Below are 24,052 nucleotides of genomic sequence, written 5' to 3'. Positions count from 1 at the left end.
GTGCCCATTTATACAGAATGGTTGAGGGCAGTTACGCGTGTGGGAACTCGCAGATACCCCTGCTCGGCATCACCATCGGTGAGATGCTGAATCGTATAGCAGCGGAGCATCCGGACAGCGAAGCACTCGTCTCCGTCCACCAGGATCTCCGGTGGACGTATGCGGAGTTTCTCGAGCGCGTCGATACCCTGGCGCGCGCCCTCATGGCGCTCGACGTGGAGCGCGGGGACCGGGTCGCCATATGGGCGCTGAACTACGCGGAGTGGGTGCTCACCCAGTTCGCCACCGCAAAGATCGGCGCCATCATGGTGAACATCAACCCGGCATACCGGACGTATGAGTTCGAGTATGCCATGAAGCAGTCCGAGGTCCAGACCCTCCTCATCCAGGGGCGGTTCAAGACCTCCGACTACGTCGGGATGTTCTACGAGTCCTGCCCGGAGGCGTTCGAGGCGAAGCCCGGCCGGATCAACAGCGACAAGTTCCCGTTCCTCAAAAACGTCGTCTTCCTCGGCGATATCCCCTACAACGGGATGTACACCTGGGACGACCTGATGGAGAAGGCCGACCTCATCAACCCCGAGGAACTCCGGGAGCGGGAGGCGTCGCTCGACTTCGACGATGCGGTCAACATCCAGTACACCAGCGGGACGACCGGGTTCCCGAAGGGCGTCGTCCTGACCCATCACAACATCCTGAATAACGGCTTCATCATCGGCGAGGGGATGAAGTTCACCCACGAAGACCGGCTCTGCATCCCGGTGCCGTTCTACCACTGTTTCGGTATGGTTCTCTCGAACATGGCGAGCGTCACCCACGGCGCCGCGATGGTGCTGCCTGCGCCGGTCTTCAACGCCGAATCGGTTCTCCAGGCCATCCAGGACGAGCGGTGTACGGCGGTCCACGGCGTGCCGACGATGTTCATCGCGGAACTCTCCCACCCGGACTTCCCGAAGTACCGGCTTGAGACGCTCCGCACCGGGATCATGGCCGGGTCGCCCTGCCCGACCGAGGTGATGCGGGAGGTCAACAAGAAGATGAACATGTCCGAGATCGTGATCGTCTACGGGCAGACGGAGACCTCTCCCGGCGTCACGATGACGACGACCGTCGATCCCCTGGAGCGGCGCGTCTCCACCGTCGGGAGGCCGTTCCCCCACACGGAGATCAAGATCGTCGATCCCCACACGAAGAAGATCCTTCCCCGCGGCGAGACCGGCGAGATCTGCGCCCGGGGCTACTGCGTGATGCGCTGCTACTACAACAACCCGAACGCCACCCGGGCGACGATCGACGAGCACGGCTGGAACCATACCGGCGACCTCGGGACGATGGACGAGGAGGACTACATCAAGATCGTCGGCCGCCTGAAGGATATGGTGATCCGCGGCGGGGAGAACATCTACCCGCGCGAGATCGAGGAGTTCCTCCACAATCACCCGCATATCGCCGACGCCTACGTGATCGGGGTGCCCGACCAGAAGTACGGCGAGGAGCTGATGGCCTGGATCAAGCCCGACAACGGCGCGGTCCTGACGGAGGCAGAGGTGAAGGAGTTCTGCCGCGGCAAGATTGCGCATTTCAAGATCCCGCGCTACGTCAAGTTCGTCGACGACTTCCCGATGACGGTCTCGGGCAAGATCATGAAGTTCAAGATGCGCGAGATGGCGATCGAGGAACTCGGCCTCGAAGACGAGTCGAATATCGAGACGGCGTAACCGTCCCACCTTTTTTATCCCGGACGACGCGTTCTTATCATGCACGACTCGTTCGGCGTCCGGGAGATCTTCGAGGAGATCCGTTCAGTCCTCGCCGACCCGGACGTAAACCGGCTCGGCCCGGACTGCGCTGAGCCCGCCTGGGACAGCCCGCTCATCGGCGTCTCCCGCGGCGACGACCCGCTGTATACCGAGTTCCAGGAGACGATCGGACGGTTTCACTGGACGCCGCTTGAGGCGCTCTGTAGCGGGTTTCCGGAGATGGACGTCGCGGCGTCCGACCTCGCCGTCGTCGTCTGGGCGCTGCCGCAGACCGCTGCGACACGGCGCGACCACCGTGCGTGCACGGCTCTTCCCTCGCGGCGCTGGAGCCTTGCCCGCCACTACGGGGAGGCGGTGAACGACCTTCTCCGCGACCGTCTCGCCCGGGTGCTCGTCGATGCCGGGTACCCGGCCGTCGCCCCGGCCAGGCTCCCGGCGTTCGGGCGGGAGACCTCGGCGCGGTTCGGGATCGCCTCGCGCTGGTCGGAGCGGCACGCCGCCTACGCTTCAGCCCTCGGCACCTTCGGCCTCTGCGACGGCCTGATCACGGAGCGGGGCAAGGCGGTGCGATTCGGGTCGGTCGTGGCCGCGATAGATCTTCCCGCGACGCCGCGGCCGTACGGGGACAGGACTGCATACTGCCTCCGCTCCTCCGGGTGCGACGCCTGCATCCGCCGCTGCCCCGCGGGCGCGATCTCGGCGGAGGGGCACGACAAGGAGCGGTGCTTCGCGTACCTCCGGGAGACGGCGATGCCCTTCGTCGAGGGCGAACTCGGCCTCCCGGTCGCGAGTTGCGGTTTCTGCCAGACCGGCGTGCCCTGCGAGTCGCGAAGGCCGCGATAAAAAAAAAAGTTATTGGGCCTCTTCTGCCCGCGCGACGAGCGACCGGGCGGTCTCTCCTGCCTCGCGGACGATCTCCTCTTCTCCGGGAACCTCCCGCTCGTGCATCAGGATCCTTCCCTGGCAGAGGACGGTCATGACCACGCCGCCGCTGCAGGCGTAGACGGCGTTCGAGTCGGGGTGGAAGAGCGGGGTGTTGCAGGCCGCACGGGCGTCGAGGAGGACGATGTCGGCCGGTGCGCCGACGGTCAGGGTGCCGGGGCCGGTGCCGAGCGCCCGGGCGCCCGCCGCGGTCGCCATGCCGATCGCCTCGCCGGCGGGGAGCAGGGTCGGCGAGTTCCAGGCGAACTTCTGGAGGAGCGCTGCGAACTTCATCTCCTCCATGAGATCCAGGTTGTTGTTCGAGGAACAGCCGTCGGTTCCGAGGGCGACGTTCGCCCCGTACTGTCTCAGCCAGTGGTAGGGCATCGCCCGGTTGACGGCGAGTTTCATGTTGCTCGCCGGGTTGTGGGAGGCGGTGACGCCGCGCTCTCCAAGGAGCCGGCACTCGGCCTCGTCGAGCCAGCAGCAGTGCGCGGCGACCGTCCGGGGGGTGAGGCAGCCGCATTCGTCGAGGAGGTATGCGGGGCGTTTGCCGAACTGGGCGACGCAGTCGGCGACCTCCTTCTCGGTCTCGGAGAGGTGGACGTGGATGCCGATATTCTGCTCGGCCGCGTATTCGCCGCACCAGGAGAGCCCCTCGGGGGAGACGGTGTAGACGGAGTGGGGCCCGACGGCCGCTCTGATCCGCGGGTTATCGAGCGATTTGACGTGGGCGACGAGGGTTTCCGTCGCTTTGATCTCGGCCTCCCGCTTCTCCTCCATCCCGAGGTCGATGAACCCGTAGGCGAACGTCGCCCGCATGCCCATCTCGTCGGCCGCGGCGGCCGCCCGGTCCATGAAGAAGTACATGTCGTTGAACGCGACGGTGCCGCTCCTGATCATCTCCAGGCACGCGAGTCTGGTGCCGGCGTAGACGTCGTCGCCGGTGAGGTGGGCCTCGAGCGGCCAGATCTTCTGCGCGAGCCAGTCCTGCAGGATCATGTCGTCGGCGTAGCCCCGCAGCAGGCTCATCGCGGCGTGGGTATGGGTGTTCACGAAGCCGGGGACGGCGACCCGGTCGGAGCCGTCGATGACGATCTCGGCGTCGATGGTCGTTCTGGCGTCCTTCCCGATCGCGGCGATGGCGCCGGTCTCGTCGATCGCGATATCAACGGTCGATCCGTCGATGGCGACCCCGGCGATCAGGACGGATCCCCGGGCCGTGAATATCTCGTTCATGCAAGTCTCTCCACAATCTTTTCGAGGATGATCTCGGTTCTGCGGCAGTTCGCCCGCGAGGTCGCGAGGATGTGCTCGTAGGTCAGGGTCTCTTCCCCGAGGCCGTTCGCGTAGTTGTCCACGGTGCAGACGGCGGCGAACCGCATCCCGAGTTCGAGGGCGAGCGTCGCTTCGCTCGCAACCGTCATCCCGACGATATCCGCTGCGCGGGCAAGCGCTCTGACCTCGGCGACCGTCTCGATCCGCGGCCCGCGGGTCTGGGCGTAGACGCCGCCCGTCCGGGCGTCCGGCACCAGTTCGGCCAGGGTGCGGACGAGATCACCGTCCAGTTCCGGCCGGACGTGGCCGATCGAGCACTCGTGGATGGACGGGATGTCGGTGACGCTCAGGAAGTCGGTGGGGATGACGATCGAGCCCGGCGGGATCTCCTGTTTCAGGGATCCGGCGGAGCCGAAGGCGATGATCTCATCGACCCCGAGGACGGCGAGCGCGGCAAGGCACGCGGGGTAGTTGATCCGGTGCGGGGGGAGGTTGTGCTGGTGGCGCAGGAGGAGCGCGAACTCTCCGGTATGCACCTCCGCCTTTCCGTAGGGGGTGGGCACGATGGTCTTCTCGAGCGCCGGCAGGTCGGCGAAGAGGAGGCTGGTGCCCCCGATGATTCCGAGCACTAGATCCTCTCCACTACAGCGGCATACGCTTCTCCGTATGACATTCTCCTTACTGCTTTGATGTCCCAGCAAAAAAGGATCACCGTTCCGGTGCCGCCGGATCGGTTCAATAAGGATTTACGCCATCGCGACAACCGCAATGATCATGGGACGGTTTCTGATGGTCGGCGAGGATGCCATCAAGAACGGTGAGTGTACGGACATCTACTTCCGGCGGGTCGTGGAGGTGATGGAGCGGGACGGCATCAACCCGCACGTCACGATGGAGGTGACGGCGGCGGCGCTCCCCGACCCCTGGGGGGTCTTCTGCGGGCTTGACGACGTCATCAACCTGCTCGAAGGTCTCCCGGTGGACGTGGACGCGATGCCGGAGGGCTCGATCTTTTATCCGAACGAGCCGGTGCTCCGGATCTCCGGCCGCTACCGGGACTTCGCGGTCTACGAGACGGCCATCCTCGGGTTCCTCTGCCACGCTTCAGGAGTGGCCTCGGCGGCGGCCCACATGAAGCTGGCCGCGGGCGGCCGCCCGGTCTTCTCCTTCGGCTCCCGCCGCCAGCACCCGGCGATCGCGGCGATGATCGAGCGGGCGGCCTGGATCGGCGGGGTGGACGGGGCGAGCAACACCTGTGCGCCGGACGGGATCCCGCTCGCGGGGACGATGCCGCACGCGTTCATCATGTGCTACCCGGAGCAGGAGGACGCCTGGCTCGCGTTCGCCCAGGGTGCCGGCCCGGAGGTGCCGCGGATCATGCTCGCGGACACCTTCTCCGACGAGACGGACGAGGCGGTCCGGGCGGCGGCTTCGGGGGCGACGGCGGTGCGGCTCGACACGCCGCGGTCGCGCCGGGGGGACATGCGGGCGATCGTCGAGGAGGTGCGCTGGGAGCTCGACGTCAACGGCTACCCGGACGTGAAGATCTTCCTCTCGGGCGGGCTGTCGCGCGCCGAGGTCGCCGCCTACCGCGATATCGGCGACGCCTTCGGCGTCGGGGGCGCGATAGCGAACGCCCCGGTGATCGACTTTTCGATGGACATCGTGGAGATGAAGGGCCGGCCCTACGCGAAGCGCGGGAAGCGGAGCAGCGCAAAGCAGGTCTACGACCTCCCCGCCGGCCGGCGCCTCGTCCTCCCCGCCCGGACCCCGGCGCCGAAGGGCGCGGTGCCGCTCCTCGCCCCCTGCATCAAGAACGGCATCGCCCTGGTGCGCCCGAAGATGGAGGATGCGCGGGAACGGGTGCTCTCGCGGCTTTCGACCCTTGCCGGGGAGGGATAGGGGGCCGGCCTGCCCCAATCCTTATTATGTGATCACGATCAACATTGTAGGGTAACAGGGGCCGATAGATCAGGGGTAGATCGCTACCTTGGCATGGTAGAGGCCGCGGGTTCAATTCCCGCTCGGTCCATACTGTTCTGAGAAATAAATCTGATTGGTTTACGGCGATGCCCTACCCTGCCTGCGGCAGGAGGATTCTTTTCGATGAATTTTTGGCGATATACGAACGGGGTACATGCGAGTTTCGTATCCTTGTAGATCTGGCTTTCATCGGCTCGTTTGAAGGGATGGAGACACTGAAGAAGGGGCGATGATGGCGGGGGGAAACACGGGTGTGTCACTCCGAGAAACTTCTGCTTTGAATTGAAGTAAAGCCTACAAAGGGGCTTACATGGTTATCCTCAAACAAATAGCGCAATATATCCTATTATCACGGATACTCACTTTGTCCGGGTGATCGCGGGGTTGGAGGAGTTGGTGCCGGGGGTCTAGGTTTCGCCGGATTTTTTTGATTTGGGGGTCTCGCGTGGTCGATCTTGTCTTGCTTGAGCATAACCATCGCGGGACAAATTTCGGAAATAGTATCTTTTGTTACTGCATCGGGGAATTTAACGGCTATTCATGAATCAATTTTGTCGATAATTATGCATTTCTTAATTACTTTCTCAATCCCGATATCCAATTCGTTAAGTAATTCTGAGTTCCCACTAGTCACTCTTGAAATGCTCTGACCGATTATTTGTAAGATCCTGCCAACTTTTCGACCCATATCATTGATTGTCTCATAATCATTGCAGATTTCAGTATGTTTCATTAATCGACCGAGAGCAAGTAAATCCTTTGAGTTTTTGAAGAAATAATGATTTTCTTCATTTAATGCTAGAGAACAGTATTGATTAAAGGTATTCTCTGCAATAGAAATACCTAATCTTTTTGCTATCCGAAATGTTTTTGAGTAAGTTATTCGATTGCCATTCTTACCAAATACTTTCTTTAGCTCGTCCATCGAAATAACTGGATACCAAAAATTATTGCTTTCAAAGTTATTCTCCTGGTTATCCTCAACATATTGATTTAAAGAAGAGGAAATCGTTCTGATTAATACTTCTTTATCTTTGTCCGGGAGCCAGTAGAGGTTTCTCAGTTCGGAAATGGAACAAGATTGTTGTAGATTTATTGAATGTAGAGCATGATAAAAGAGTTTAAGGCAAGTAAATGGTTCTAAAATCTGCTCCATTGACAAATCTTGGTCATCGAAATAGTCTTTCAGCACATAATTATCAATACTCATTTTATCACTTGTTTCAACGCACAGGATTTCGTCACCGATGTTAAGATCCTCAATGGGGCAAAGTAGATACTTACCATTGATTTTCCTTCGAATGAGTGTACCTCTTGAAAAGGCAATTTGTTCCACAGTGCCGTTTTCAAATCGAACACGAATCGGCAACAGATCGCAATTCGAATAAAATGGCCTGCTTTGAGGTGATGGCAACCCTTTTTGCGCTGAATCCGCTTTCAATTTCTGCCAAATATCTTTTAGAGTGCTGATCTCTTGTTTTTCATCATCATCACGTGCAGTGCATTCATTGGTCAACTCTTCCCTTACTGCAGCGTCAAAGGGCGTATCCCCATTAATTAACTGGTCAAGGGATCCATCAGATTGCTCACGTAACGTTGGTAGTTCAATTATGTGGCATTTATGGGTTTGCTGAAGGGAGTATGAAAGATCTCTTCTGGATACGTCAGTTAACTCTTCCTTATATAGTTGTTCAAGCACCCATATTTGTCGGGATATGCGTTTAAAATTGATTCCTGGGTACGAAAAGAGAATTGTTTTTTTGAATGGTAGTAGCAATGATGCATATCCTTTGGTAATGATGATGCCACTATCTGTAATCGTTTGAAATGGAACAGGCCCTGGAACCAGTAAAATAGATTGTTGTATCGTATCTTTGTTTAATCTACTTAAACTCGATAAGTCCTGATGTGAAAATTGCATAGCGACCGTTGCCTGCTTTGTACAACCCGGACCATTCACGCTTACGTCAAGAGACACTTCAAATTTGTTGGAATAGATATTGGATTTTACAGCGATGTTTGAAAGGATAAACTCAGAGAAACTACCATCTGGTTCAACATCTAACCTGTAGATATAGAGTCTGTCAAGAAATTGTTTCTTTGCCTCCATTCCACGAGAGGTTCTTCCGAGTTTAATATAACGTTCACACAGTTTAACCGAAACTAAAAGGGTTAGCGACTCACCTCTAACGTTTTGAGATACTTCCAATGGTAATCTTAGATATTGGGTTAATACTTGCTCAAAAGAAAATCTATCAACAATCAGTCTTTTCCCATTAAATACTTCAAACTCTTTTGTATGGATCTTTACATAGATTTTCTTTCCTTTTCTTACTGCTCTTGGTAATGCATCATGGCTTAATATTGTACTTATCCCTGAGAAGAAATATTGGATCGAATCGAAGATACCTCTACGAGTTTCAAAATATGGATGGGTCCTTGCAATAATAAATTTGGTTAAAGAACTTTGTAGATCTGAATCATTACTAGTATTGACCAGTTGATTTATGCTATTTTGAAGATATTCAAAAAGAAGCATCTGAAAGAGCGTTTTTTTACTTGGTGAAGCGTTGGTATGAAGGCCACGGAGGTAACGAGAGAAATCTTTACAGGAGTCTAAATCTGAAAAGATGCCATAAACGGGGAGAACATGATTTTCATCGATGGATGTTTGATCTAGTAAATATTCCTTTATCGGGATATATCTCCAAGAGTGTATGGCTTCAATGTAACTCTTAACTTTGAGCTCAGATGGGTGAAGAAATGCATCTATCACAGGAGGGAATTTCAAGATATTCTTTACCACGTTCGAAAATGCATCTTCAGTTATACTCATTCGCCATATATCCCGCAAAACCTCGTCAAATGGCCACGTCATGTCAGCAATACTAACAGTATCGCAATCTTTGCTAATCTGTTCTACATAAGGCAAGTAGACTTCTATCGAAGGTAATGTGCTTTCATCTGGGTAGTATACACTATCCCACTGGTTCCCCTCTAGTGAGAGATGTAAAAGCGATTCTGGAGGCTTATTAAGCGTCTCCTTCAGTTCAAAGCAAAGTCGTTTTCCGAAATGAAACACTGCAATGTTATCCTGATAAGTTTCCCTTAATTTGCCTATAAATGAATTTAATCCATGCAGATATGGCCAAGAAAAATGGAGTAACAACTTCTTGCCTGAGATTCTAATGTTTTCAGAAATTCCTAGTAAGTGTTCGAATTCAAATTGTCTTTCGTTAATTGATTCAAAAATAATTAGGTGGGGGTCATAATTAAGTGACTTATATTCAGTCATTAAGAAAGTGATCTTACTTTCTCCAATGATGTTTGAGGGGAGAGAAGTTTCAATTGGTATATTCAGTAAAATCGGATTTTGATTAGTTAGACCATTAACTAGTTTTTGTTTCATTAAACTGTTGTATCTCTCCTTGAAATCTCTTCTACCATAAGTTGGGTTGGTCTCGATGTCGATATTCGTTAAAACATTGTTTGAAGCATCAACCCTTCCTTTACACCAAAACATGTCTGTATAGAAAAAGAAGGGATTAGAAAGGATGTTGTTAATGGCTTTTCGATATGTTAGTGAAAAATAAGTTCGAGTGTATCCTTTATAAACTTCATCAAATCTCGCTTTCGGTATGCCTATTAGTACATCATGATTCTGATTATATGCGTATAAACATGCGACTAGAGGTGTGATATTCAGTGAGCCTTGGGACAGTATCACTGTGATTTGATGAGTAAAAACTGCGTTAATAATTTCCAACGAGAACGGAGATAATGTTGAAGATAGCCTATTATTCTCGATATTTAATATTTCTTCGGTATGATCCTTGTCAATATATTCCATCGAGCGTAGCTTATTCATAGAACAACGCGTCCGTTAGAATACATAGAATCAAACACTTCACAAACCCCAAATACGACGGGGCCAGAAAGTAAACATCCGACTTCGAAGTTGGCAATTAGACTATTACGTCTTAACTCTGCACTTCCGATGTACGCAACATCACTGTCGGCAATTAGCATCTTGGCGTGCGTACTTGAAATCACTTTTCCAGTATCAGAGATATGATGGTAATCAACAATTGTGACACTATTCTCTAACTCTAATGCTCTGGCGAGTTCTTTTATCCAGGACACTTCAGCATATCGCCTTTCAATAAGTTCTCGAGTTAATATTCGAACCTTTACACCCCTAAGCAGCGCCTCCGATAGGTGGTGCTCTAATTCAGGATATGCATCCTCCTGAATTACATCCTTTTGTAAAAAAGGTGAACATATTCGTAATGTATAATTTGCAGATGAAATAACTTGTTGAAAACACTCGGTAGTTTCAATAAACTGATTACGATACTCAATTCCAGATAAGCTAAGTTCACGTAGTCTAGGCTTCGAGATTACAACGACAACTGAGTTTAGTAACTCCTCTGGTTGATAGGTTTTAATTTGAGATATTAAAGTGCTGTACTTATCTGCAGCACTTTTTTCAGCTTTTAGGTACCCCTCCTCAATTCCTGTGGTTATTACTCGCTTTAATTCGAACTCGCTTATTGGAGCTGACTTATGGTAATTACGTAGCAAATCTTCTATCGTAGCAGTATCATGTTCTGATAGGTATGATTGGATATACTCCATGATCCTTTTATGAACACTAGGATTAATCATTGCGAAAGATACCCACGAGTGTACCTGGGTCCTCCGATTAAGGCTGATCGATCAAGGTTTTGGTTGAAGTTCTCACACACAAACTCCGGGAGATAACTACAAGCGTTACAGGAACCGCCCTCATGGATCATACATGCCGGATCTTGTGGGCAATCCAAAGCGAGGTCGACGGTTCTATGAAGCCAATCTTCAAGATGATAGTGATATGTGTCTTCAAGTCCGCCAATGTTAATGCTACTTGTTGAGTATATGAAAAATGATGCACTTTTTGGATAAACAATCTCCGCAAGACTTTGGATATCTAATCCTGTATTTATAGTTGATTGCTGAATTAACATGTGAGAATATGTATGCAACAGAGTGTAAACAGCGTCTTTAAATTCATTGTTATAAGTTATTAAAGATCGATATCGAGTCTCCTCATTATTGTCATTAAGATCAGTTTGAAGACTCTCATCGATGTACATTTTGTTTGCTTCAGCCCACTCCAAAATTTTGCCATAATCGAGATGGAAAAGAATTCCTTCCGTTAAAAATTCCCTTACAAATACTGTCGGTCTTCTGGAATCGCCAACTCCTGTGAAAACTGGATCAAAAAGAAGAGGTTCTCGCCGTGTCGAACCTTTAATCGTTCCTAGAACGGCTTGAACCATGTTGAAATTCGCAATATGCATTATCTCCTTTAATCCAAACCTCTTTAGAAACTGGGGATAGTCATTTGGTTTTAAGTTTGGTATGAGCTGTTTTTTTGGGAGTAATGGTGAATCAGCATTCTGCCCACTGGATGGATGCATACCTAAGTATATTCCCTGTAAGTCGTTTTCATCAAAATCTATATCATTCGTATTGGTTAAAGCACGTTCTATTAAATTAATGCCATATCGCGCTATAACCGTAGCTGAATCACCTCCCGCATCGATAAGGTGGTTAGCGGTTTTTATTACAGTTTTCATTAAATTTATAAATTGGGTTTGTGACCATTGGGTTTTTATCTGAACGTCTAAATTTAAATCATCACATGAAGTGATGATTCTTGATAAAACCCAGAATTCCTCAGTATTGATCACATTAGCCCTAAATTCGGGCAAAAAAAGGTGGTGTTCTCCCTCGAATTCAGGGAATAATGCGTGAAAAGCTTCTGAAAAATTTCTCCCTTGTGTATTCCGCCTCCCGGAATTATCAATTTCCTCTCCATTAGGAATATCTGGAATAGAATACACAAGAGGATGAATTATTGTTGAAGCCCTTATTGCAACACCTTTGAATCGTCTTCGTGGTTTGATGGACAACGTTTTCTGTGAATTTCTGATATAATGATCGCAAGATATGAAGTACAACTTTGCTTCGTGACCACATTGAGTACATTTTACTTTGTATGTAGATATTGAGTCCGATTTATCCCAGAGAAGAATATTTAGGCTTCTTTCTGCATGACATGTTGGACAGTTATTTCGAAGGTTCGTCATCCAATGGAGTGGAGCCGTTCTCCCACATTCGTCACAGTATGCGATAAATGTAATTTGTTTAAAAGGTTCGGTGCTGTTATGCCCGCATCCTCTTGGTTCACCCAATTCGAAATAATGGTTACAATATTGATTATTAGGTAATTTTTTTCTGCAAATTGCTGTTCTCGACTCAATCCTATAATAACCTGAAATCTCTTCTTTTATATTATCTACAAATTTTACCGCTTGTAACTTGAGTTGGTCAGAAAGAATTTGATGTTGCTCCCAACCATCTCTAGCCCTTAAAGCAATGAATTTGTTGATTATTCTACAGAAGATTGGACGGAATTTCGGGACGTTAAAGTTATCGGCCTGAATTCGATCCTCAAAATTTAAAATGACCTGATAACTCATCTTACTTTTAGAAAAGTACTGATCGATATGCCCCTGGAAGAAAGCGCTACTTTCGGGGATAGAGTGCTCAAATTTATTCATTTGATTCCCTCCTTTCTGTCAAATATCTTCGATCTTCTTCAACCAGAACTAGTCCCAAGTTATTCTGTATTCCTCTCATCCCAGACTGATTTCTATATAGTTGATCTCCCGTTTTAGCTAGTAATTTTGGGAAGAAGTCAGAATTACTACCTTGACCTAAAACAACTTCATTGATCCGTTCTTCTACCTCCTTTCGGAGGTTTACATCCAGAACGTTGCTGCCGTAAGCATTATACATAAATTGCACAATTCTTTCTTTATCTTCTAGGGTAAGGTCAGCAATATCTCGCTTTTGATATAGTGGCTTTCCTTTAAGATCTGACATATAAGTCAACACACTTGCACAAAACATTGAGTTTAATGTCTGATATACACCCAATCGAGAGGACCTATTTATGGGGACTGGTCTAACTTGATGGTCTAATGTGTCATGATATCGAGAAAAATTCCTGAAAAAACTATCATCACGAACCCGATTTGGATAAAACCAAACAAGGACAATCCCTAGATGTTTCCTGCCAACCCTTGAAAGAGCTTGGATGTATTCAGCTGTAGAATACGGAATTCCTTGAAACACCATAAAATTTAACTCTTCAAGGTCTACACCGTGAGAGACAACAGACGTTGAGTAGATTGGCTTTAGAGTGAACTGATGATTTTCAATTAGGTCGGGAGAATACTCAGCAACATAACTCTTGATATCATCGATAGTTTGTTTTAACTCCTCTAAAGAGTCATCACCTGTTAACGGTACACCTTCGACACCTGCACCATAATGCTGAGTGAGTGGTTCTGCAACCACAGCATCTTGTAGGCGCTGCATGTCATATGCATCCTGTTTTTTCAAATGATATGTTAAGGGGATAATAAATTGTTTTATCAATACCTGCGCACTGTTAACACTCTCTAATAAGTATTCTTCACAGAAGCCATCTGGATCCGTGTTTAGGCTAGACTGCGCGTTGATTATGAATTCCGCATAGTGAAGTAAAGTTCTCAATGTCGCATAGTGATTATCTCTTAGATTCGGCTTAAACCCATAGATAACCCTTTTTGGGCCGGTTCTTCTCTCAAAGAAAACATCATCACTGCTACCGACACCTTCAGGACACCTTCCCGGAATGACAAAGGTGTTTTTCAGATATAATTCCTGTATCTGACCAGATGTACCATTTAACGTCGCACTCATTGAGATATGTTTCAACTGTCGACCAGACGTATGTTTGACTATCGATTCGATGAGGCCTTCAAAATGAGAAGATATTGTTCCGAATCCCTCTCGTAGTAAGTGCATTTCATCTTGAATTGACAAACGTGGCCCATCTGAACTAGGACGCGATTCACCAATGTGCTCACAATGGAATGCTTCATCTTTACTATTAGTTTGACAATTGTTTCCCGAGATTATGAACCCATGACCCTCTGAGCATAGACTGCCTCTACCTCCAAGGAGAGCTCTAACTCGCCTTTGCTGAGCCAAACTGGCCCATTTATCGACAGTAGATACTATAACAGTGGGTCTCCAACGGAAGATTTCGTAGTCGCTAAAGTAGATATAGAACTCCTTATTGCACTGATCACACTTATGAATCACTCTACTTCGTGCAGGGTCGTCAATTAGTCTTACTTTACTATTCAGTTCTGCTGCACATAAGGGACACTTAGATACAATCAGTGATTCTGGAGCTGGCGTTAAAAGTGATTTCCCAGAATATAACTTCTTCTTGACCTCCTTGTAGGTCTTTGGAAAATCATCACTTTGATTACCAACATAATAACCAAGAGAGAATACTTCTCCTGGGAAAACTTGGGAATGTTGCGCACGGACTGCATCTGCATGAATGATGAGGCTAGACAATCTCTCTAGTTGCTGAATTGAGAGCATTCTCAAAGGAAACTTTACAATAGCACTAACTCCCTCTTTCTTGTTGTTGATTCTATCATAAAATGCAGTGAATAGCACCAACCCAAAATAGGCCTCAGATTTTCCTCCTCCAGTATCGACGTGTAGCACATCAACTGTATCAAGATAAATTTCTTGTACAACAGAAGGGAGGCTTGCAAGGATAAAGGTCAACTGAAATATTCGCCAACCGGCTCCCGGGGTGCCATTATTACTGTAATAATTATCAAAAGACAGATTTGTCTTATAAAATGCCTCTTTGGCTTTAGGGTCACACTTGATTAAATTCACTCCTTGACTGACACGTCCAAGAAGGTCTTTAAAGTGAGATATCTGCTGTAGTTGTTCACCCCAAGTTCTCTCCTTATGCCCTTCCCGCGGCTTGTATTCATGATCGTCTACACCATCAGGAAAGGCGTCTCTATATGTCTTGTATGTTAGATCCAGCTCATGTAAGAAGTTATCCAGAATTGGAACTGCTGTTTCGTCACAAATTAAATCATTGAATTGAAACGTAATACCCTTAGTAGATTCTTTAGGTCTAACGTTTTCTTGTTCAAAATAACCATAATGGTGAGTTATAAAGGACTCACCCTCTGAAATCCAACTTGCTTGGCAATTAATCGTACGGAAATCGTAATGGTACTTCTGGTGATGCCCTTCGTAAAGATACTCATCTTGAAACTCACTCGTGATAAGGGAATCTAGCTTGACTTTGATCAGGCAATTAAACAATGTTCGCTCAAAGTCGTCCACTGATTCTGGCTCCACACTTTTATTACAAAAAGTGATTGTGATAATCAACCGTTCTTCATCGTATTCATTTATTTGCACAGAGATATCCGCTTGCCAAGTCCCTAGTGGAACACTGGTTTTCTTTGACGGATCGCTATTGATAACGCCAATAGTTTCGGCAAAGTTAAAATGCTCGGTGAAAGAGTTCTGATGACACTCGGCTTGAGAAACTAAAGGTAGTACATTTACATGGCACGAATGAATGAAAGGACACTTCTTCCAGAGGTAACGCTGAGTTGTTTCCTCTTCATTGCGATCTGGCCGGACCTTATAATATACGTGACCTGTAGCAGTTATTGAAAGACTAGACTCTTCAGTTATGCTGCTTTTAGTTAATAATAAGGACACTCGGCTTTGTTGAGCTCGAATTGAGGCAGCTTTTTTGTCTGAATCATAGTTATCGGGCTCATCAACTTCATTAATACGGTCCCTAAGCCGTTGGGCCGCAAGGCATCCGAGAATGAAATATTTACTCGGCTTTTCACTGATGATAGAATCATCATCGTGGGTTCCAGACATTCTAGCTGCTATATATTGGACAAGGTTGTCAGCAAACCGATATTCTGAAGCGACGTCCATAGTTTCACGTATTTAAACCTCCTCTTCGACATATATAAATGATACTTATTCGTATCGAACATGTACCATTGGAGATAAGGTATACTGCGAAAAACGTGGTCATACAGAGAGGTCGTCCCAAACCTATAAGGCCTCTTATATAATACTCCGGGGTATAGCCTTCCGGGAAATTGACGACGATCTCTGGGCGATTGTCCGGAAATACCTCCCTCCAACAAAGCCGCACATCGGTCGACCGCGGCGTGACCCCCGCGGGTTGTTCAACGGCATCCTATACGTCCTGACCACCGGCTGCACCTGGCACGATGTTCCGGCGAACTACGGCACCAAATCAACGGTTCATCGGTACCACCTTGAATTATGCGAGAAGGGAGTGTACCAGGCGATCATCCTCGACCTGCTCCAATCCGGGCACGAGATCCGAAAAACACGGAAAATCAGAGATTTTCCTGACAGGAAACTGCAGGGCAGTTTCCGTGTCGATCTCTCGCACTGTGCGACGGACACCAAGGATATTCAAACAAAAAGGGGAATCGACTGGCTATGATGGCTATAAAAAGGTAAATGGGAACAAACTGAGTGCTCTGGTCGATCGGAACGGTCTCCCGCTTGTCTGCACGGTTTCACCTGCCAATGTCCATGGTTCACAGCTCTATGAACCAATCCTCGAAGCATTTGAGATTCCGGAGGTGCAGGATCACCCCACGATCCTCTCGGCAGATGCAGCCTATGATGCCCGAGAGATTCGCCAGTACAACCGGAAACGAGGAATCAAGAGCAATATCCCGGTCAACCGGAGATCCCGGAGACATCCAAAACGAGGGAGGCCATTCTGGTTTGATCTAGAACTCTATAAAATGCGCAGTGCAATAGAGCGGTTCTTCAGTTGGATTGAGGCGTTTAAGATGATCGTTCCACGTTACGAGCGATATGAACGCTCATTCATGGGATTGATCCACTTGGCATGTAGTGTCATGATCGGGAGAAGATTGGGATGACCTCATTAAGAATAGAGGTGCCCACTAGTGAAAGCACATCTTTTAAGCATGGGAGTGGGTACAAATAAACTCTGACATCATTTCTTTTGCTTTTTTCACTCCCTTTTTTCCTGCTAAATAAGTAAACGGAGACGATTCTACGCTCCAATCGAACCCTTTGAGTGGGTAAAGATATCCCGCGATTGTTTGTTTATCGCAAGGGTCTAGTCCATTACTGATGCACTGGTTGAAAACGTCATTTGCTAAATAGTTCAAAGAATATATTCCAATTGATTTGGTTAGCAGGTATTTATCGTAGTGTTGCCTGTCGAATGCATCCGGGAATAAATCTCGGATTGTCTCCCAATACGCACATAAAAATTTGCTTTTTGTTTCTGCGTCTAGTTCTTTAAAGGAATCATTGGAGATAAAAAGCATTTTGAGTGAAGTAACAAATCCATTCAGTTGAATCGGTTTCTTAAGTCCCGGGATGCCCCCCAAGTTAATAAGACAATTTAGAGGGCCATTTTCCCCATTCAGATAGTTTGCAATGGGTATAATCTCTGTTCTCCACATGTCTTTTTCGATAACAGGTATGCCTCTTATCCCGGCCTCTATTGTTTTGTAGGCTAGCTCATCTTTGAGCGATGCGTTAACAGCCTTCTGGGTTTTGTTGATAATTATAAAGAAGGCCCTTTCAACGTCCAAGGGTTCCACGTGTTTCGAATTCGTTTCAATCAGGTTAATTTTCTTTGCGATATCAGCAGAATCAAGGAAGACAATTGGAAGTTCGAAATTGAACAAATCAAAGTATTTCTCAATTATATCTGTTTTTATATTCGAGGGGTTTTTCTTAAGATATCCCTTGAATTCGTAAAACAGTTCATCAAAACCACCTGTCCGCTGTTGACCATCTAGCAAAGAGATTGCTCCAGGGAGAACTGGAAATCTCAGTGTACCGAAATGTTCGTTGGTCGATAGAAATTCCCCTTCATTGATACTTCCAAGGATAGCCGGAACGAGTGGGATCGGGCACATCTTTAAGTAATCCTTGATTTCTTTCCTCTTCGATTTGAACTGAACACGCTGATACCCAATGCATTCACTCTCTGTCCATTGATCCACAGAGGATAATAGTAACAGTTCATATGCCTTGATTTTTCCGAAATAAAGGGTAATATTCATTTGGTGTGCTTGAATAACGGGTATTTCAATGAAACATTTACCAAGTATCTGTTCCCAAATTTTTAAGAGGCCTTTTTTCGGATTGACCGATTGTTTTCGATATTGGTCGATAACCTCAATGAGGTTTAGATTTTCCACTGTAAGATTCGAACCTTCTCGTAAAAAGTCTTGTAAAACAGTGACTGGTTTGTCTGCGAAGAACAAACTTGGGTCATCCCAACATCGTTTGCAATAGTATTGGTCATCATGATATGGTCCATAAGATTTCCCTACAATTTCCATTCCACAGCATGCACAGATCATTTATTCGTTCACCTTTGGTTCTCTCAATTCAAATGCTTCATCAAAATTCCCAGCACTTTCAAATTTATTAATAAGAGCTTTATAGGGTGGGAAAATACCGTTGAACCCAATTACACGCCGAGCCTTTTGCACAGCCTCTAACTGCTCTTTTGTCCAATTTGGTGATATGTATTGATTTTTTTCAAGTGCGCATACTGGTTCATATCTCATCGGATAACAGATGGCTCCCCAGTTGAGAATATTTATAACCCGTTCTAAAAATTCTTCAGGGCTATCATTATAGTTGAACAATGTATACACGAAAACTTTCCTTTTTGATATTCCATTCTCTTGTAGCCTCTGAATTGCTCCTTCAACAGATGACTTCTGTTCTCCCGAATCATAAGCAATTCTTACTCCGGCTTTCATATCTAATGGAAGTGTACTCAGGTTTTGAGCAATTTCATCGGTTATCAGTCTCGCGTCTAATCCCTGGTTAAAGTCTACTAATCGACCAATTTCGCGAAGTTCTTCGAATATTTGATCTTTGTACGGATTCCAGAGGAAATTGTTGTCAAAGAAGATTATTTTTGTATGGGACGGCCAAACATACTTTTTAATCGAGGGTTTTGCTGAATTTAATTTCCCTTCAATTCGTGGTACAGCACAAAACCCACACTTCCTATTGCAGCCTCTCGATGAGAAAATAATACTACCGTCCCAACTAGGTCTTAAATTGTAATCTGGCAGAAGCTCCTCTGCTTCAGGAAAAATACCTCTGAAGATATGATCGGCTCCAGATAACTGTGCGTGTTCTGGTAGTACTGATGCATAGATTCCCCCGAGCCAGACTTCAGAATCAGGAAAGCACATTTTGTAATATTTTACTGCATCCCAAACGGGTTTCCAAGTCCATGTGAACAGACTTGTAATGTAGATCGCGTCCGGTTTTTTTTCAGGGGATTTACACCCTCTGATTAACTCGGTGGTATTCCCCTTATTTTTGTGATAACTGGACAACTTTAATAATCCAATGGGGGGAAACTGAGAATAATAGTCGGGCTCGACGAGAAGGATATGTTTAGACATATATCTCCGTAAACAAGAATGATGGGATCCTACATAAAGTGGATCCATTTATGTTGGGGATCCCCACCCGTTTTAGGCAACAAAATCATTTTACTTTAGGCTTTTCAAAATAGTAATCAACAATTTTTGTAAGTATTGACCCAACAGTCAGCCCGATTCCAAAATTTGGCTGACCTGCTAAAAAGGCGAGGAAAAATATTATAAAAACTACGAATATTCCGAATACAAATAAATTGCGGGATATAAAGTCTAGTCTGTTTGCTGTTTTGAGTCATAGAAACCCATGAGCATTTGCACATATAAATTATTAGCGACATTTGCTTTCTCTGAAATGAAGCGTTTCTTAAAAGAGGGGGCTGATGAGTGATTCAATCCCCTATAGTCAACATACATAGGACTAAAAACCTTTGTACAGCTAGGTATGGAACAGAATATTACGGCATATTCCACTGCTCCAGCCGCTCCCGCACATGCTTGTTCATCGTGAACGGTTTACCGTCCCGCGCGTTCTTCTTCAGGTAAAATAGTGTCCCCTTGGAGAACCCCATCTTCTTCCACTTGGCATACGGAATCGCAAGTATCTTCCGGCGCGGTTTTTCAGCACTGCACGCCATCTGAAGATGACTCCTGAAGAGAGCCCGTCACCGCACCCCCTCCCCCTTATTCCACTCCCGCACCAGCCTCGCATAACACCCCTCACAGACCTTCGCCTGCGCCTCCCGCGAGCGGTAGACCGCCTTCCCCGTCCCGCAGACGTCGCACCGGCCGAGGTCGACCTTCACCCGCTCAAACATCCGGTGGACCGGGAAATCAGAGATCTTCCTCACTCCATTTCCAGCACTTCCGGCCTCATTCATCGTTCATTCATCGTTCATTCATCGTTCATTCATCGTTCATTCTTCCCCGAGGCATCGTGTGCCCACTCATAACAGACGAGACAACCGGCCAGGATCTGTTGGTCAAGTATTATCACGACAAAGAGAGATGCTATTCTATCGGTGAGATCATGAGGACGTTCACGGCCGTGCTTTACAGGGAAGAGGATATGTGCGTCGCGGAGTGCCCCGAGGTCGGCACCGTCAGCCAGGGCAGGACGGTTGAAGAGGCGGTGGCCAACCTCAAAGAGGCTACGGAACTGTACTTAGAAGAATTCCCGCTGGAAGACGGGAGGCGGCCGATCATCACGACGTTCGAGGTGGCCGAGGGTGCCCGGGCTTAAACCCATCTCAGGCGAGGCAGTGATAAAGATACTCTCGAAACAGTATGGATTCATCGTAAGCGGGCAATCCGGGAGCCATGTTCGCCTTTCAAAAGAGACGCCCAACGGGAAAGTGCGACTGTCTGAAAGAAAGGAGTTTGAGCACCGCAAGGTGTGAGGTAGGGACAGTTGTCCCGCTGCACAACGAACTGAAGATCGGTACACTTCGCAGCGTCCTGAAGCTGGCGAAGATCGATCCTGAGGATTTTGCCCGGTATCTTTGAGAGGGCCTTCTCGGCTGGCCGCAGGCCGCGCTGAACCTGTCCTGTATAACAGGTTGAAGTTTTACAACAGATCTCTAATCTCCTCCCGCTCAATCCCGGCCTGCTTGAGGATCTCCAGAAGCGTGCCGGTCGGATGGTCCCGCCCGTGCACCGGGACGACGGCCCGGCGCTTTGTCTCCGGGTGATAAAAGAGGTGGTGGCTCCCTTTCACCCTACGTAGCGGTCGGTAGAGGATGAGCCCCTCGATCACCGGCCCCTTCTTTTTTAGAATCCTGGTAGCGGTCAGACACCCCCTGAACCGTCGGAACTCACTCATCTTTCCCTCGGCTCACTCGCGTGCAACATTGTAAATATGGTAAGCACTTACAATACTACCATGGCTGCAACCAAGAGGATTCCCGTCTCGGAAGGGGTATGGGCGGAGATCTCCGAGCTGAAGCACCCCGGCCAGACCTTCGATGATCTCCTCTCCTCCATGGTCGAGCAGGAGAAGAAGCGCCGGTTCATCGAGGATATGGATCGCATCGAGGCCGAAGGGGATTTCGTGGAGCTGGAGTTTGACGTTCCGGATACTGATTAACAAAAAGGCCCTTGAGAGCATCCGGAGCCTCAGCGCAAAGAGCCGGCGGATAGTCATGGAGCAGCTGAAAACCCTCCAGGACGATCCGTATCCCGGCAGCGGAAGCGACAAGGAGCGCCTGCACGTGCACGGGCGGGAAGATACCTATCGACTTCATATCAGCCGGACATTCACGGCATTCTATCGCATCCATGAGCAGGAGCTGGAGGTTCATGTTCTTGCCGTGATGTCGATCGAGCAGGCGCACAAACGGTATGGATGGTTCTGACGGCCTCCCGAGCCATCGCTATCGCCTCGTCGACGATCTCCCCGAAGGTGACGCAAGCACGGGCGAGCGTCGGCACAATAACAGTATACTCGCCTTCCGGCTCTTTTCGGAGGAGGATACGGTAATTCAGGCTTCTCATCATATTATAACCCCGCTCGTGAATGGTACAGGCCCCGATGGGGGCATAGTGGGCGTCTGTGCCTGTCCCCATAGGGGGACCATCCTTTTTTGGGTCGACGAAAAAGCATATGAAGAATCGAAACAAGCAGGTTGTATGGCAAAGAATCAGCGTGCCGACGTTAAGAACCCCAACAACCCCTCACACAAAGCAGCAGCGGACAACAGGGCAAATCAGCTCAACCCGAACAACACGGCCACGAAGTCCGGCAGATCTAAGAAGTGATTGCCTGAAAAACGTCCTACCTTTCTCCACAATGTGCAGCTTGCCCACACCAAGCCGGGCCTTTACTCCATAGCGGAGCAATCCGCAGATCTCCACATCCTTTATCACCTCCCGCTCCAACATCTACTCAAAGTTGAAAGTCGCCTATGCCTGACGATCTCATAGCAATCGTGGAAGAGTCCGAGGACGTGAACAGCGCTCTCATCTCCCGGGTGCGCCTGGAGATACTCTGGGCGCTCTCCGAACTCGGCGATGACGGGGCCACCGCACGGCAGCTCAAGGCCGGGCTGAACCTGAGCGACGGCGTGCTCTACGCAAACCTCAAGAAACTTGTCGAGATGGGGTACCTCCGCTCCGAGAAGGTGACGCTCGAAGGGAAGGAACTGGAGCTCTACGCCATCACCCCGGAAGGACTCGCCGAGTGGCGGCGCGTCCGGGGCTGGCTCTGCAAACTCCTGGGCTGCGAGGGTGATACCTGTGAACGATAGAAGCAAAGTCATTGCCTGCTTCCGGGAAGCGGGATTCCGGATGAATACGGATCTGTTCGAGCACCGGCTCATCGCCCAGAAGCTCGTCTACCTGCTGAGGCTGAAGGGCGTCGAGTTCGTGTATCCGTTCCGCCTCTACGTCCGGGGGCCGTACTCGCCGAACCTTGCGCGGGAGTACTACCAGCACGCCGATGAGTTTTCCCGGTGCGAAACGGAGAGCACGCTCTCTCCCGCCGAGGCGGATGCCGTTGCCGGGCTCACCGGCCTCTTCGATAAAAGCCCGTCCCTGCTTGAGATCGGGGCGACCTACGGGTACCTGGCCTACGAGATGCGCCAGCCGCCGGAGCAGGCATACCGGATGGTCCGGAGGATGAAGTCCTTCTACTCAAATGAGCAGATCGTCAAGGGCGTCAACCGGGCAAAGCAGTACCTCTTCGTCCCCACCGACGAAGAGAAAGCGGCGCTCGACGCCGAGCTAGGGGAGTGGCAGCGGGCCGGTATCCGGTCGATGAGGCATTAGGATGGGCCGGAGCAGGGGCGATATCTGGTTCGTCGATCTCACCGACGCACGGGGGCACGAGCAGAGCGGGCTCCGGCCCGCCGTGGTGCTCGCCGTCTCTTACGGGGGGATGACAATCGTGGTTCCGCTCACGACGACTCCGGCGGCTTTTTCGTTCCCGCACACCTACGGCATCGAGAAGAGTTCACAGAACGGGCTCTCCTCCAACAGTGCGGCGCTGGTCTTCCAGATCGTTGCCCTCTCAGAAGACCGTTTCGTCAAAAAGATCGGGCGATGTTCGGTCGAAGATATGGAAGCGATAAGCGTTCTGTTGAAGGATCTGTTATTGCTGGAATAACCGGCGGACGATCTCGCTCCAGGAACGCTGAACAGCGTTCTCAAACAGGCAGGGCTGAAAGGATTGAATAATGTATCGATTTCTTGTCATCGTCGAGCAGACCGACGGCAACTACTCGGCATACTCCCCGGATCTCGCCGTCGGTGCGTGGCGACCGGAGCGACCCGCGAGGAAGTGGAAGAGCGGATGCACGAAGCGATTGAGTTCCACATCGAAGGGCTCCGGGAGGACGGGCCCCCGATTCCACCGTCACGGTCTTCAGCGATCTACGTAGCGGTCGGTAGAGGGTGAGCCTCCTCGATCACCGGTTCCTTCTTTTACAGAATCCAGATGACGTCCAGGGCTGTGAGTGCCGGAAGTTCAGGCATGGGCTTCAACGGTGAGGGTGTATTCCAGGAGCCCTTCCTCGGTGGGAACCTCCTCGCCCTTTTCCAGGAGATGCTCGATGTAGAGCTCGGTAGCCTCCCGTGCCATCGCTATCGCCTCGTCGACGGTCTCCCCGAAGGTGACGCACCCCGGAAGGGTCGGCACGGTGACGGTATACCCGCCCTCCGGTTCCTTCCGGAGGAGGATACGGTAGTGCAAGCCTCTCGCTTCATGCTTGCCGGCAGGGC

At 49.5% G+C, this 24,052-nt stretch carries 24 protein-coding genes and 1 tRNA gene; 13 read left to right on the top strand and 12 right to left on the bottom strand.

The genetic code is table 11. The annotated features are described in order from the left end of the window. Positions 1 to 17 precede the first annotated feature (17 nt). Both MCUHO_RS02995 and MCUHO_RS02990 read left to right on the top strand, forming a co-directional pair. Complete coding sequence (locus MCUHO_RS02995; RefSeq protein WP_067073175.1) at positions 18 to 1,718, top strand: AMP-binding protein; 1,701 nt, start codon at positions 18 to 20, stop codon at positions 1,716 to 1,718. Between the two features lie 39 nt (positions 1,719 to 1,757). Next, the gene (locus tag MCUHO_RS02990; protein WP_067073173.1) at positions 1,758 to 2,603 is read left to right on the top strand and encodes a 4Fe-4S ferredoxin; all 846 of its coding nucleotides are present in this window, start codon (positions 1,758 to 1,760) and stop codon (positions 2,601 to 2,603) included. Positions 2,604 to 2,612: 9 nt separating this feature from the next. Here the strand turns inward: MCUHO_RS02990 and MCUHO_RS02985 are convergent, their stop codons facing one another. Next, positions 2,613 to 3,920 carry an amidohydrolase family protein gene (locus MCUHO_RS02985; RefSeq protein WP_067073172.1) on the bottom strand — a complete coding sequence of 436 codons (1,308 nt, stop codon included), beginning with the start codon at positions 3,918 to 3,920 and terminating at the stop codon, positions 2,613 to 2,615. Continuing rightward, entirely contained in the window at positions 3,917 to 4,588 is a 672-nt protein-coding gene (locus MCUHO_RS02980; RefSeq protein ID WP_067073171.1) for an MTAP family purine nucleoside phosphorylase, read from the bottom strand. The genes MCUHO_RS02985 and MCUHO_RS02980 overlap by 4 nt, the downstream gene beginning before the upstream one ends. A 145-nt stretch (positions 4,589 to 4,733) precedes the next feature. Here MCUHO_RS02980 and MCUHO_RS02975 point away from each other — a divergent pair, with 145 nt between their 5' ends. Together MCUHO_RS02975 and MCUHO_RS02970 are read left to right on the top strand one after the other, a co-directional pair. After that, positions 4,734 to 5,861, top strand: a complete 1,128-nt coding sequence (locus MCUHO_RS02975) for a nicotinate phosphoribosyltransferase (RefSeq protein ID WP_067073236.1) — start codon at positions 4,734 to 4,736, stop codon at positions 5,859 to 5,861. A 58-nt stretch (positions 5,862 to 5,919) separates the two neighbouring features. After that, positions 5,920 to 5,991: transfer RNA gene (locus tag MCUHO_RS02970), tRNA-Ala, on the top strand. A gap of 489 nt (positions 5,992 to 6,480) precedes the next feature. On the opposite strand, the gene MCUHO_RS12570 is transcribed toward MCUHO_RS02970, so the two are convergent. Genes MCUHO_RS12570 through MCUHO_RS12275 form a run of 4 tightly spaced genes read right to left on the bottom strand, consistent with a single transcriptional unit; the run spans position 6,481 to position 15,827 of the window. After that, positions 6,481 to 9,792: a hypothetical protein gene (locus MCUHO_RS12570; RefSeq protein WP_153019992.1), complete on the bottom strand. Its 3,312-nt coding sequence runs from the start codon at positions 9,790 to 9,792 to the stop codon at positions 6,481 to 6,483. Positions 9,793 to 9,806: 14 nt separating this feature from the next. Next, positions 9,807 to 10,580 (bottom strand): phospholipase D family protein, encoded by a 774-nt coding sequence (locus MCUHO_RS12280; protein ID WP_161485875.1) that lies wholly within the window; start codon positions 10,578 to 10,580, stop codon positions 9,807 to 9,809. Positions 10,581 to 10,606: 26 nt separating this feature from the next. Then, positions 10,607 to 12,550: a DUF1998 domain-containing protein gene (locus MCUHO_RS12565; RefSeq protein WP_153019991.1), complete on the bottom strand. Its 1,944-nt coding sequence runs from the start codon at positions 12,548 to 12,550 to the stop codon at positions 10,607 to 10,609. Next, positions 12,543 to 15,827 carry a helicase-related protein gene (locus MCUHO_RS12275; protein ID WP_084385889.1) on the bottom strand — a complete coding sequence of 1,095 codons (3,285 nt, stop codon included), beginning with the start codon at positions 15,825 to 15,827 and terminating at the stop codon, positions 12,543 to 12,545. The genes MCUHO_RS12565 and MCUHO_RS12275 overlap by 8 nt, the downstream gene beginning before the upstream one ends. A 34-nt stretch (positions 15,828 to 15,861) precedes the next feature. Between MCUHO_RS12275 and MCUHO_RS13145 the strand changes: the two genes are divergently transcribed. Further along, a complete protein-coding gene (locus tag MCUHO_RS13145; RefSeq protein WP_153019993.1) occupies positions 15,862 to 16,374 on the top strand; it encodes a transposase in 513 nt (170 codons plus the stop codon). Continuing rightward, complete coding sequence (locus MCUHO_RS13140; protein ID WP_161485874.1) at positions 16,304 to 16,825, top strand: IS5 family transposase; 522 nt, start codon at positions 16,304 to 16,306, stop codon at positions 16,823 to 16,825. Before MCUHO_RS13145 ends, MCUHO_RS13140 begins: the two co-directional genes overlap by 71 nt. 42 nt (positions 16,826 to 16,867) lie before the next feature. On the opposite strand, the gene MCUHO_RS02960 is transcribed toward MCUHO_RS13140, so the two are convergent. The 4 genes from MCUHO_RS02960 to MCUHO_RS02950 all read right to left on the bottom strand — a co-directional run bounded on the left by MCUHO_RS02960 (position 16,868) and on the right by MCUHO_RS02950 (position 20,187). Beyond that, positions 16,868 to 18,292, bottom strand: a complete 1,425-nt coding sequence (locus MCUHO_RS02960; RefSeq protein WP_084385888.1) for a DGQHR domain-containing protein — start codon at positions 18,290 to 18,292, stop codon at positions 16,868 to 16,870. Then, positions 18,293 to 19,360, bottom strand: coding sequence for a hypothetical protein (locus tag MCUHO_RS12560; protein ID WP_153019989.1), 1,068 nt, complete (start codon positions 19,358 to 19,360; stop codon positions 18,293 to 18,295). It lies immediately after the preceding gene. Between the two features lie 434 nt (positions 19,361 to 19,794). Continuing rightward, positions 19,795 to 19,974 (bottom strand): hypothetical protein, encoded by a 180-nt coding sequence (locus tag MCUHO_RS02955; RefSeq protein WP_067073167.1) that lies wholly within the window; start codon positions 19,972 to 19,974, stop codon positions 19,795 to 19,797. Between the two features lie 27 nt (positions 19,975 to 20,001). Next, positions 20,002 to 20,187: a hypothetical protein gene (locus MCUHO_RS02950; protein ID WP_067073165.1), complete on the bottom strand. Its 186-nt coding sequence runs from the start codon at positions 20,185 to 20,187 to the stop codon at positions 20,002 to 20,004. Between the two features lie 179 nt (positions 20,188 to 20,366). Between MCUHO_RS02950 and MCUHO_RS02945 the strand changes: the two genes are divergently transcribed. Beyond that, positions 20,367 to 20,579 carry a type II toxin-antitoxin system HicB family antitoxin gene (locus tag MCUHO_RS02945; RefSeq protein WP_067073234.1) on the top strand — a complete coding sequence of 71 codons (213 nt, stop codon included), beginning with the start codon at positions 20,367 to 20,369 and terminating at the stop codon, positions 20,577 to 20,579. Positions 20,580 to 20,903: 324 nt separating this feature from the next. On the opposite strand, the gene MCUHO_RS02935 is transcribed toward MCUHO_RS02945, so the two are convergent. Beyond that, positions 20,904 to 21,158 (bottom strand): type II toxin-antitoxin system HicA family toxin, encoded by a 255-nt coding sequence (locus MCUHO_RS02935; protein WP_067073163.1) that lies wholly within the window; start codon positions 21,156 to 21,158, stop codon positions 20,904 to 20,906. Positions 21,159 to 21,218: 60 nt separating this feature from the next. On the opposite strand from MCUHO_RS02935, the gene MCUHO_RS02930 reads away from it, so the two are divergent. The 6 genes from MCUHO_RS02930 (at position 21,219) to MCUHO_RS02910 (ending at position 23,438) form a co-directional block, all read left to right on the top strand. Beyond that, complete coding sequence (locus MCUHO_RS02930) at positions 21,219 to 21,422, top strand: hypothetical protein (RefSeq protein WP_067073161.1); 204 nt, start codon at positions 21,219 to 21,221, stop codon at positions 21,420 to 21,422. Continuing rightward, positions 21,400 to 21,690 (top strand): type II toxin-antitoxin system RelE/ParE family toxin, encoded by a 291-nt coding sequence (locus MCUHO_RS02925; RefSeq protein ID WP_067073159.1) that lies wholly within the window; start codon positions 21,400 to 21,402, stop codon positions 21,688 to 21,690. The genes MCUHO_RS02930 and MCUHO_RS02925 overlap by 23 nt, the downstream gene beginning before the upstream one ends. Further along, on the top strand, positions 21,677 to 22,093 hold the full coding sequence (locus tag MCUHO_RS12740) for a hypothetical protein (RefSeq protein ID WP_161485873.1): 417 nt from the start codon (positions 21,677 to 21,679) through the stop codon (positions 22,091 to 22,093). Before MCUHO_RS02925 ends, MCUHO_RS12740 begins: the two co-directional genes overlap by 14 nt. 146 nt (positions 22,094 to 22,239) lie before the next feature. Beyond that, positions 22,240 to 22,581: a transcriptional regulator gene (locus MCUHO_RS02920; RefSeq protein WP_067073157.1), complete on the top strand. Its 342-nt coding sequence runs from the start codon at positions 22,240 to 22,242 to the stop codon at positions 22,579 to 22,581. Then, entirely contained in the window at positions 22,571 to 23,101 is a 531-nt protein-coding gene (locus MCUHO_RS02915; RefSeq protein WP_011843948.1) for a hypothetical protein, read from the top strand. The genes MCUHO_RS02920 and MCUHO_RS02915 overlap by 11 nt, the downstream gene beginning before the upstream one ends. A gap of 1 nt (position 23,102) precedes the next feature. Further along, the gene (locus MCUHO_RS02910; RefSeq protein ID WP_011843949.1) at positions 23,103 to 23,438 is read left to right on the top strand and encodes a type II toxin-antitoxin system PemK/MazF family toxin; all 336 of its coding nucleotides are present in this window, start codon (positions 23,103 to 23,105) and stop codon (positions 23,436 to 23,438) included. 360 nt (positions 23,439 to 23,798) lie between these two features. Here MCUHO_RS02910 and MCUHO_RS02905 read toward each other — a convergent pair whose 3' ends face one another. Beyond that, on the bottom strand, positions 23,799 to 24,023 hold the full coding sequence (locus tag MCUHO_RS02905) for a type II toxin-antitoxin system HicB family antitoxin (protein ID WP_067073155.1): 225 nt from the start codon (positions 24,021 to 24,023) through the stop codon (positions 23,799 to 23,801). Positions 24,024 to 24,052 lie beyond the last annotated feature (29 nt).

Origin of the sequence: Methanoculleus horonobensis, from assembly GCF_001602375.1 — an archaeon.
GTDB lineage: Archaea > Halobacteriota > Methanomicrobia > Methanomicrobiales > Methanoculleaceae > Methanoculleus > Methanoculleus horonobensis.
This window is presented reverse-complemented; position numbering and strand designations above follow the sequence as displayed.

What these genes read in the sequence shown, in the direction of transcription:
- MCUHO_RS02995 (WP_067073175.1), top strand. Translation starts at nt 18, where the DNA reads ATGGTTGAGGGCAGTTACGCGTGTGGGAACTCGCAGATACCCCTGCTC.
- MCUHO_RS02990 (WP_067073173.1), top strand. Translation starts at nt 1,758, where the DNA reads ATGCACGACTCGTTCGGCGTCCGGGAGATCTTCGAGGAGATCCGTTCA.
- MCUHO_RS02985 (WP_067073172.1), bottom strand. Translation starts at nt 3,920, where the DNA reads ATGAACGAGATATTCACGGCCCGGGGATCCGTCCTGATCGCCGGGGTC.
- MCUHO_RS02975 (WP_067073236.1), top strand. Translation starts at nt 4,734, where the DNA reads ATGGGACGGTTTCTGATGGTCGGCGAGGATGCCATCAAGAACGGTGAG.
- MCUHO_RS12570 (WP_153019992.1), bottom strand. Translation starts at nt 9,792, where the DNA reads ATGGAATATATTGACAAGGATCATACCGAAGAAATATTAAATATCGAG.
- MCUHO_RS12280 (WP_161485875.1), bottom strand. Translation starts at nt 10,580, where the DNA reads ATGGAGTATATCCAATCATACCTATCAGAACATGATACTGCTACGATA.
- MCUHO_RS12565 (WP_153019991.1), bottom strand. Translation starts at nt 12,550, where the DNA reads ATGAATAAATTTGAGCACTCTATCCCCGAAAGTAGCGCTTTCTTCCAG.
- MCUHO_RS12275 (WP_084385889.1), bottom strand. Translation starts at nt 15,827, where the DNA reads ATGGACGTCGCTTCAGAATATCGGTTTGCTGACAACCTTGTCCAATAT.
- MCUHO_RS02960 (WP_084385888.1), bottom strand. Translation starts at nt 18,292, where the DNA reads ATGATCTGTGCATGCTGTGGAATGGAAATTGTAGGGAAATCTTATGGA.
- MCUHO_RS12560 (WP_153019989.1), bottom strand. Translation starts at nt 19,360, where the DNA reads ATGTCTAAACATATCCTTCTCGTCGAGCCCGACTATTATTCTCAGTTT.
- MCUHO_RS02955 (WP_067073167.1), bottom strand. Translation starts at nt 19,974, where the DNA reads ATGGCGTGCAGTGCTGAAAAACCGCGCCGGAAGATACTTGCGATTCCG.
- MCUHO_RS02945 (WP_067073234.1), top strand. Translation starts at nt 20,367, where the DNA reads ATGAGGACGTTCACGGCCGTGCTTTACAGGGAAGAGGATATGTGCGTC.
- MCUHO_RS02935 (WP_067073163.1), bottom strand. Translation starts at nt 21,158, where the DNA reads ATGAGTGAGTTCCGACGGTTCAGGGGGTGTCTGACCGCTACCAGGATT.
- MCUHO_RS02930 (WP_067073161.1), top strand. Translation starts at nt 21,219, where the DNA reads ATGGCTGCAACCAAGAGGATTCCCGTCTCGGAAGGGGTATGGGCGGAG.
- MCUHO_RS12740 (WP_161485873.1), top strand. Translation starts at nt 21,677, where the DNA reads ATGGATGGTTCTGACGGCCTCCCGAGCCATCGCTATCGCCTCGTCGAC.
- MCUHO_RS02920 (WP_067073157.1), top strand. Translation starts at nt 22,240, where the DNA reads ATGCCTGACGATCTCATAGCAATCGTGGAAGAGTCCGAGGACGTGAAC.
- MCUHO_RS02910 (WP_011843949.1), top strand. Translation starts at nt 23,103, where the DNA reads ATGGGCCGGAGCAGGGGCGATATCTGGTTCGTCGATCTCACCGACGCA.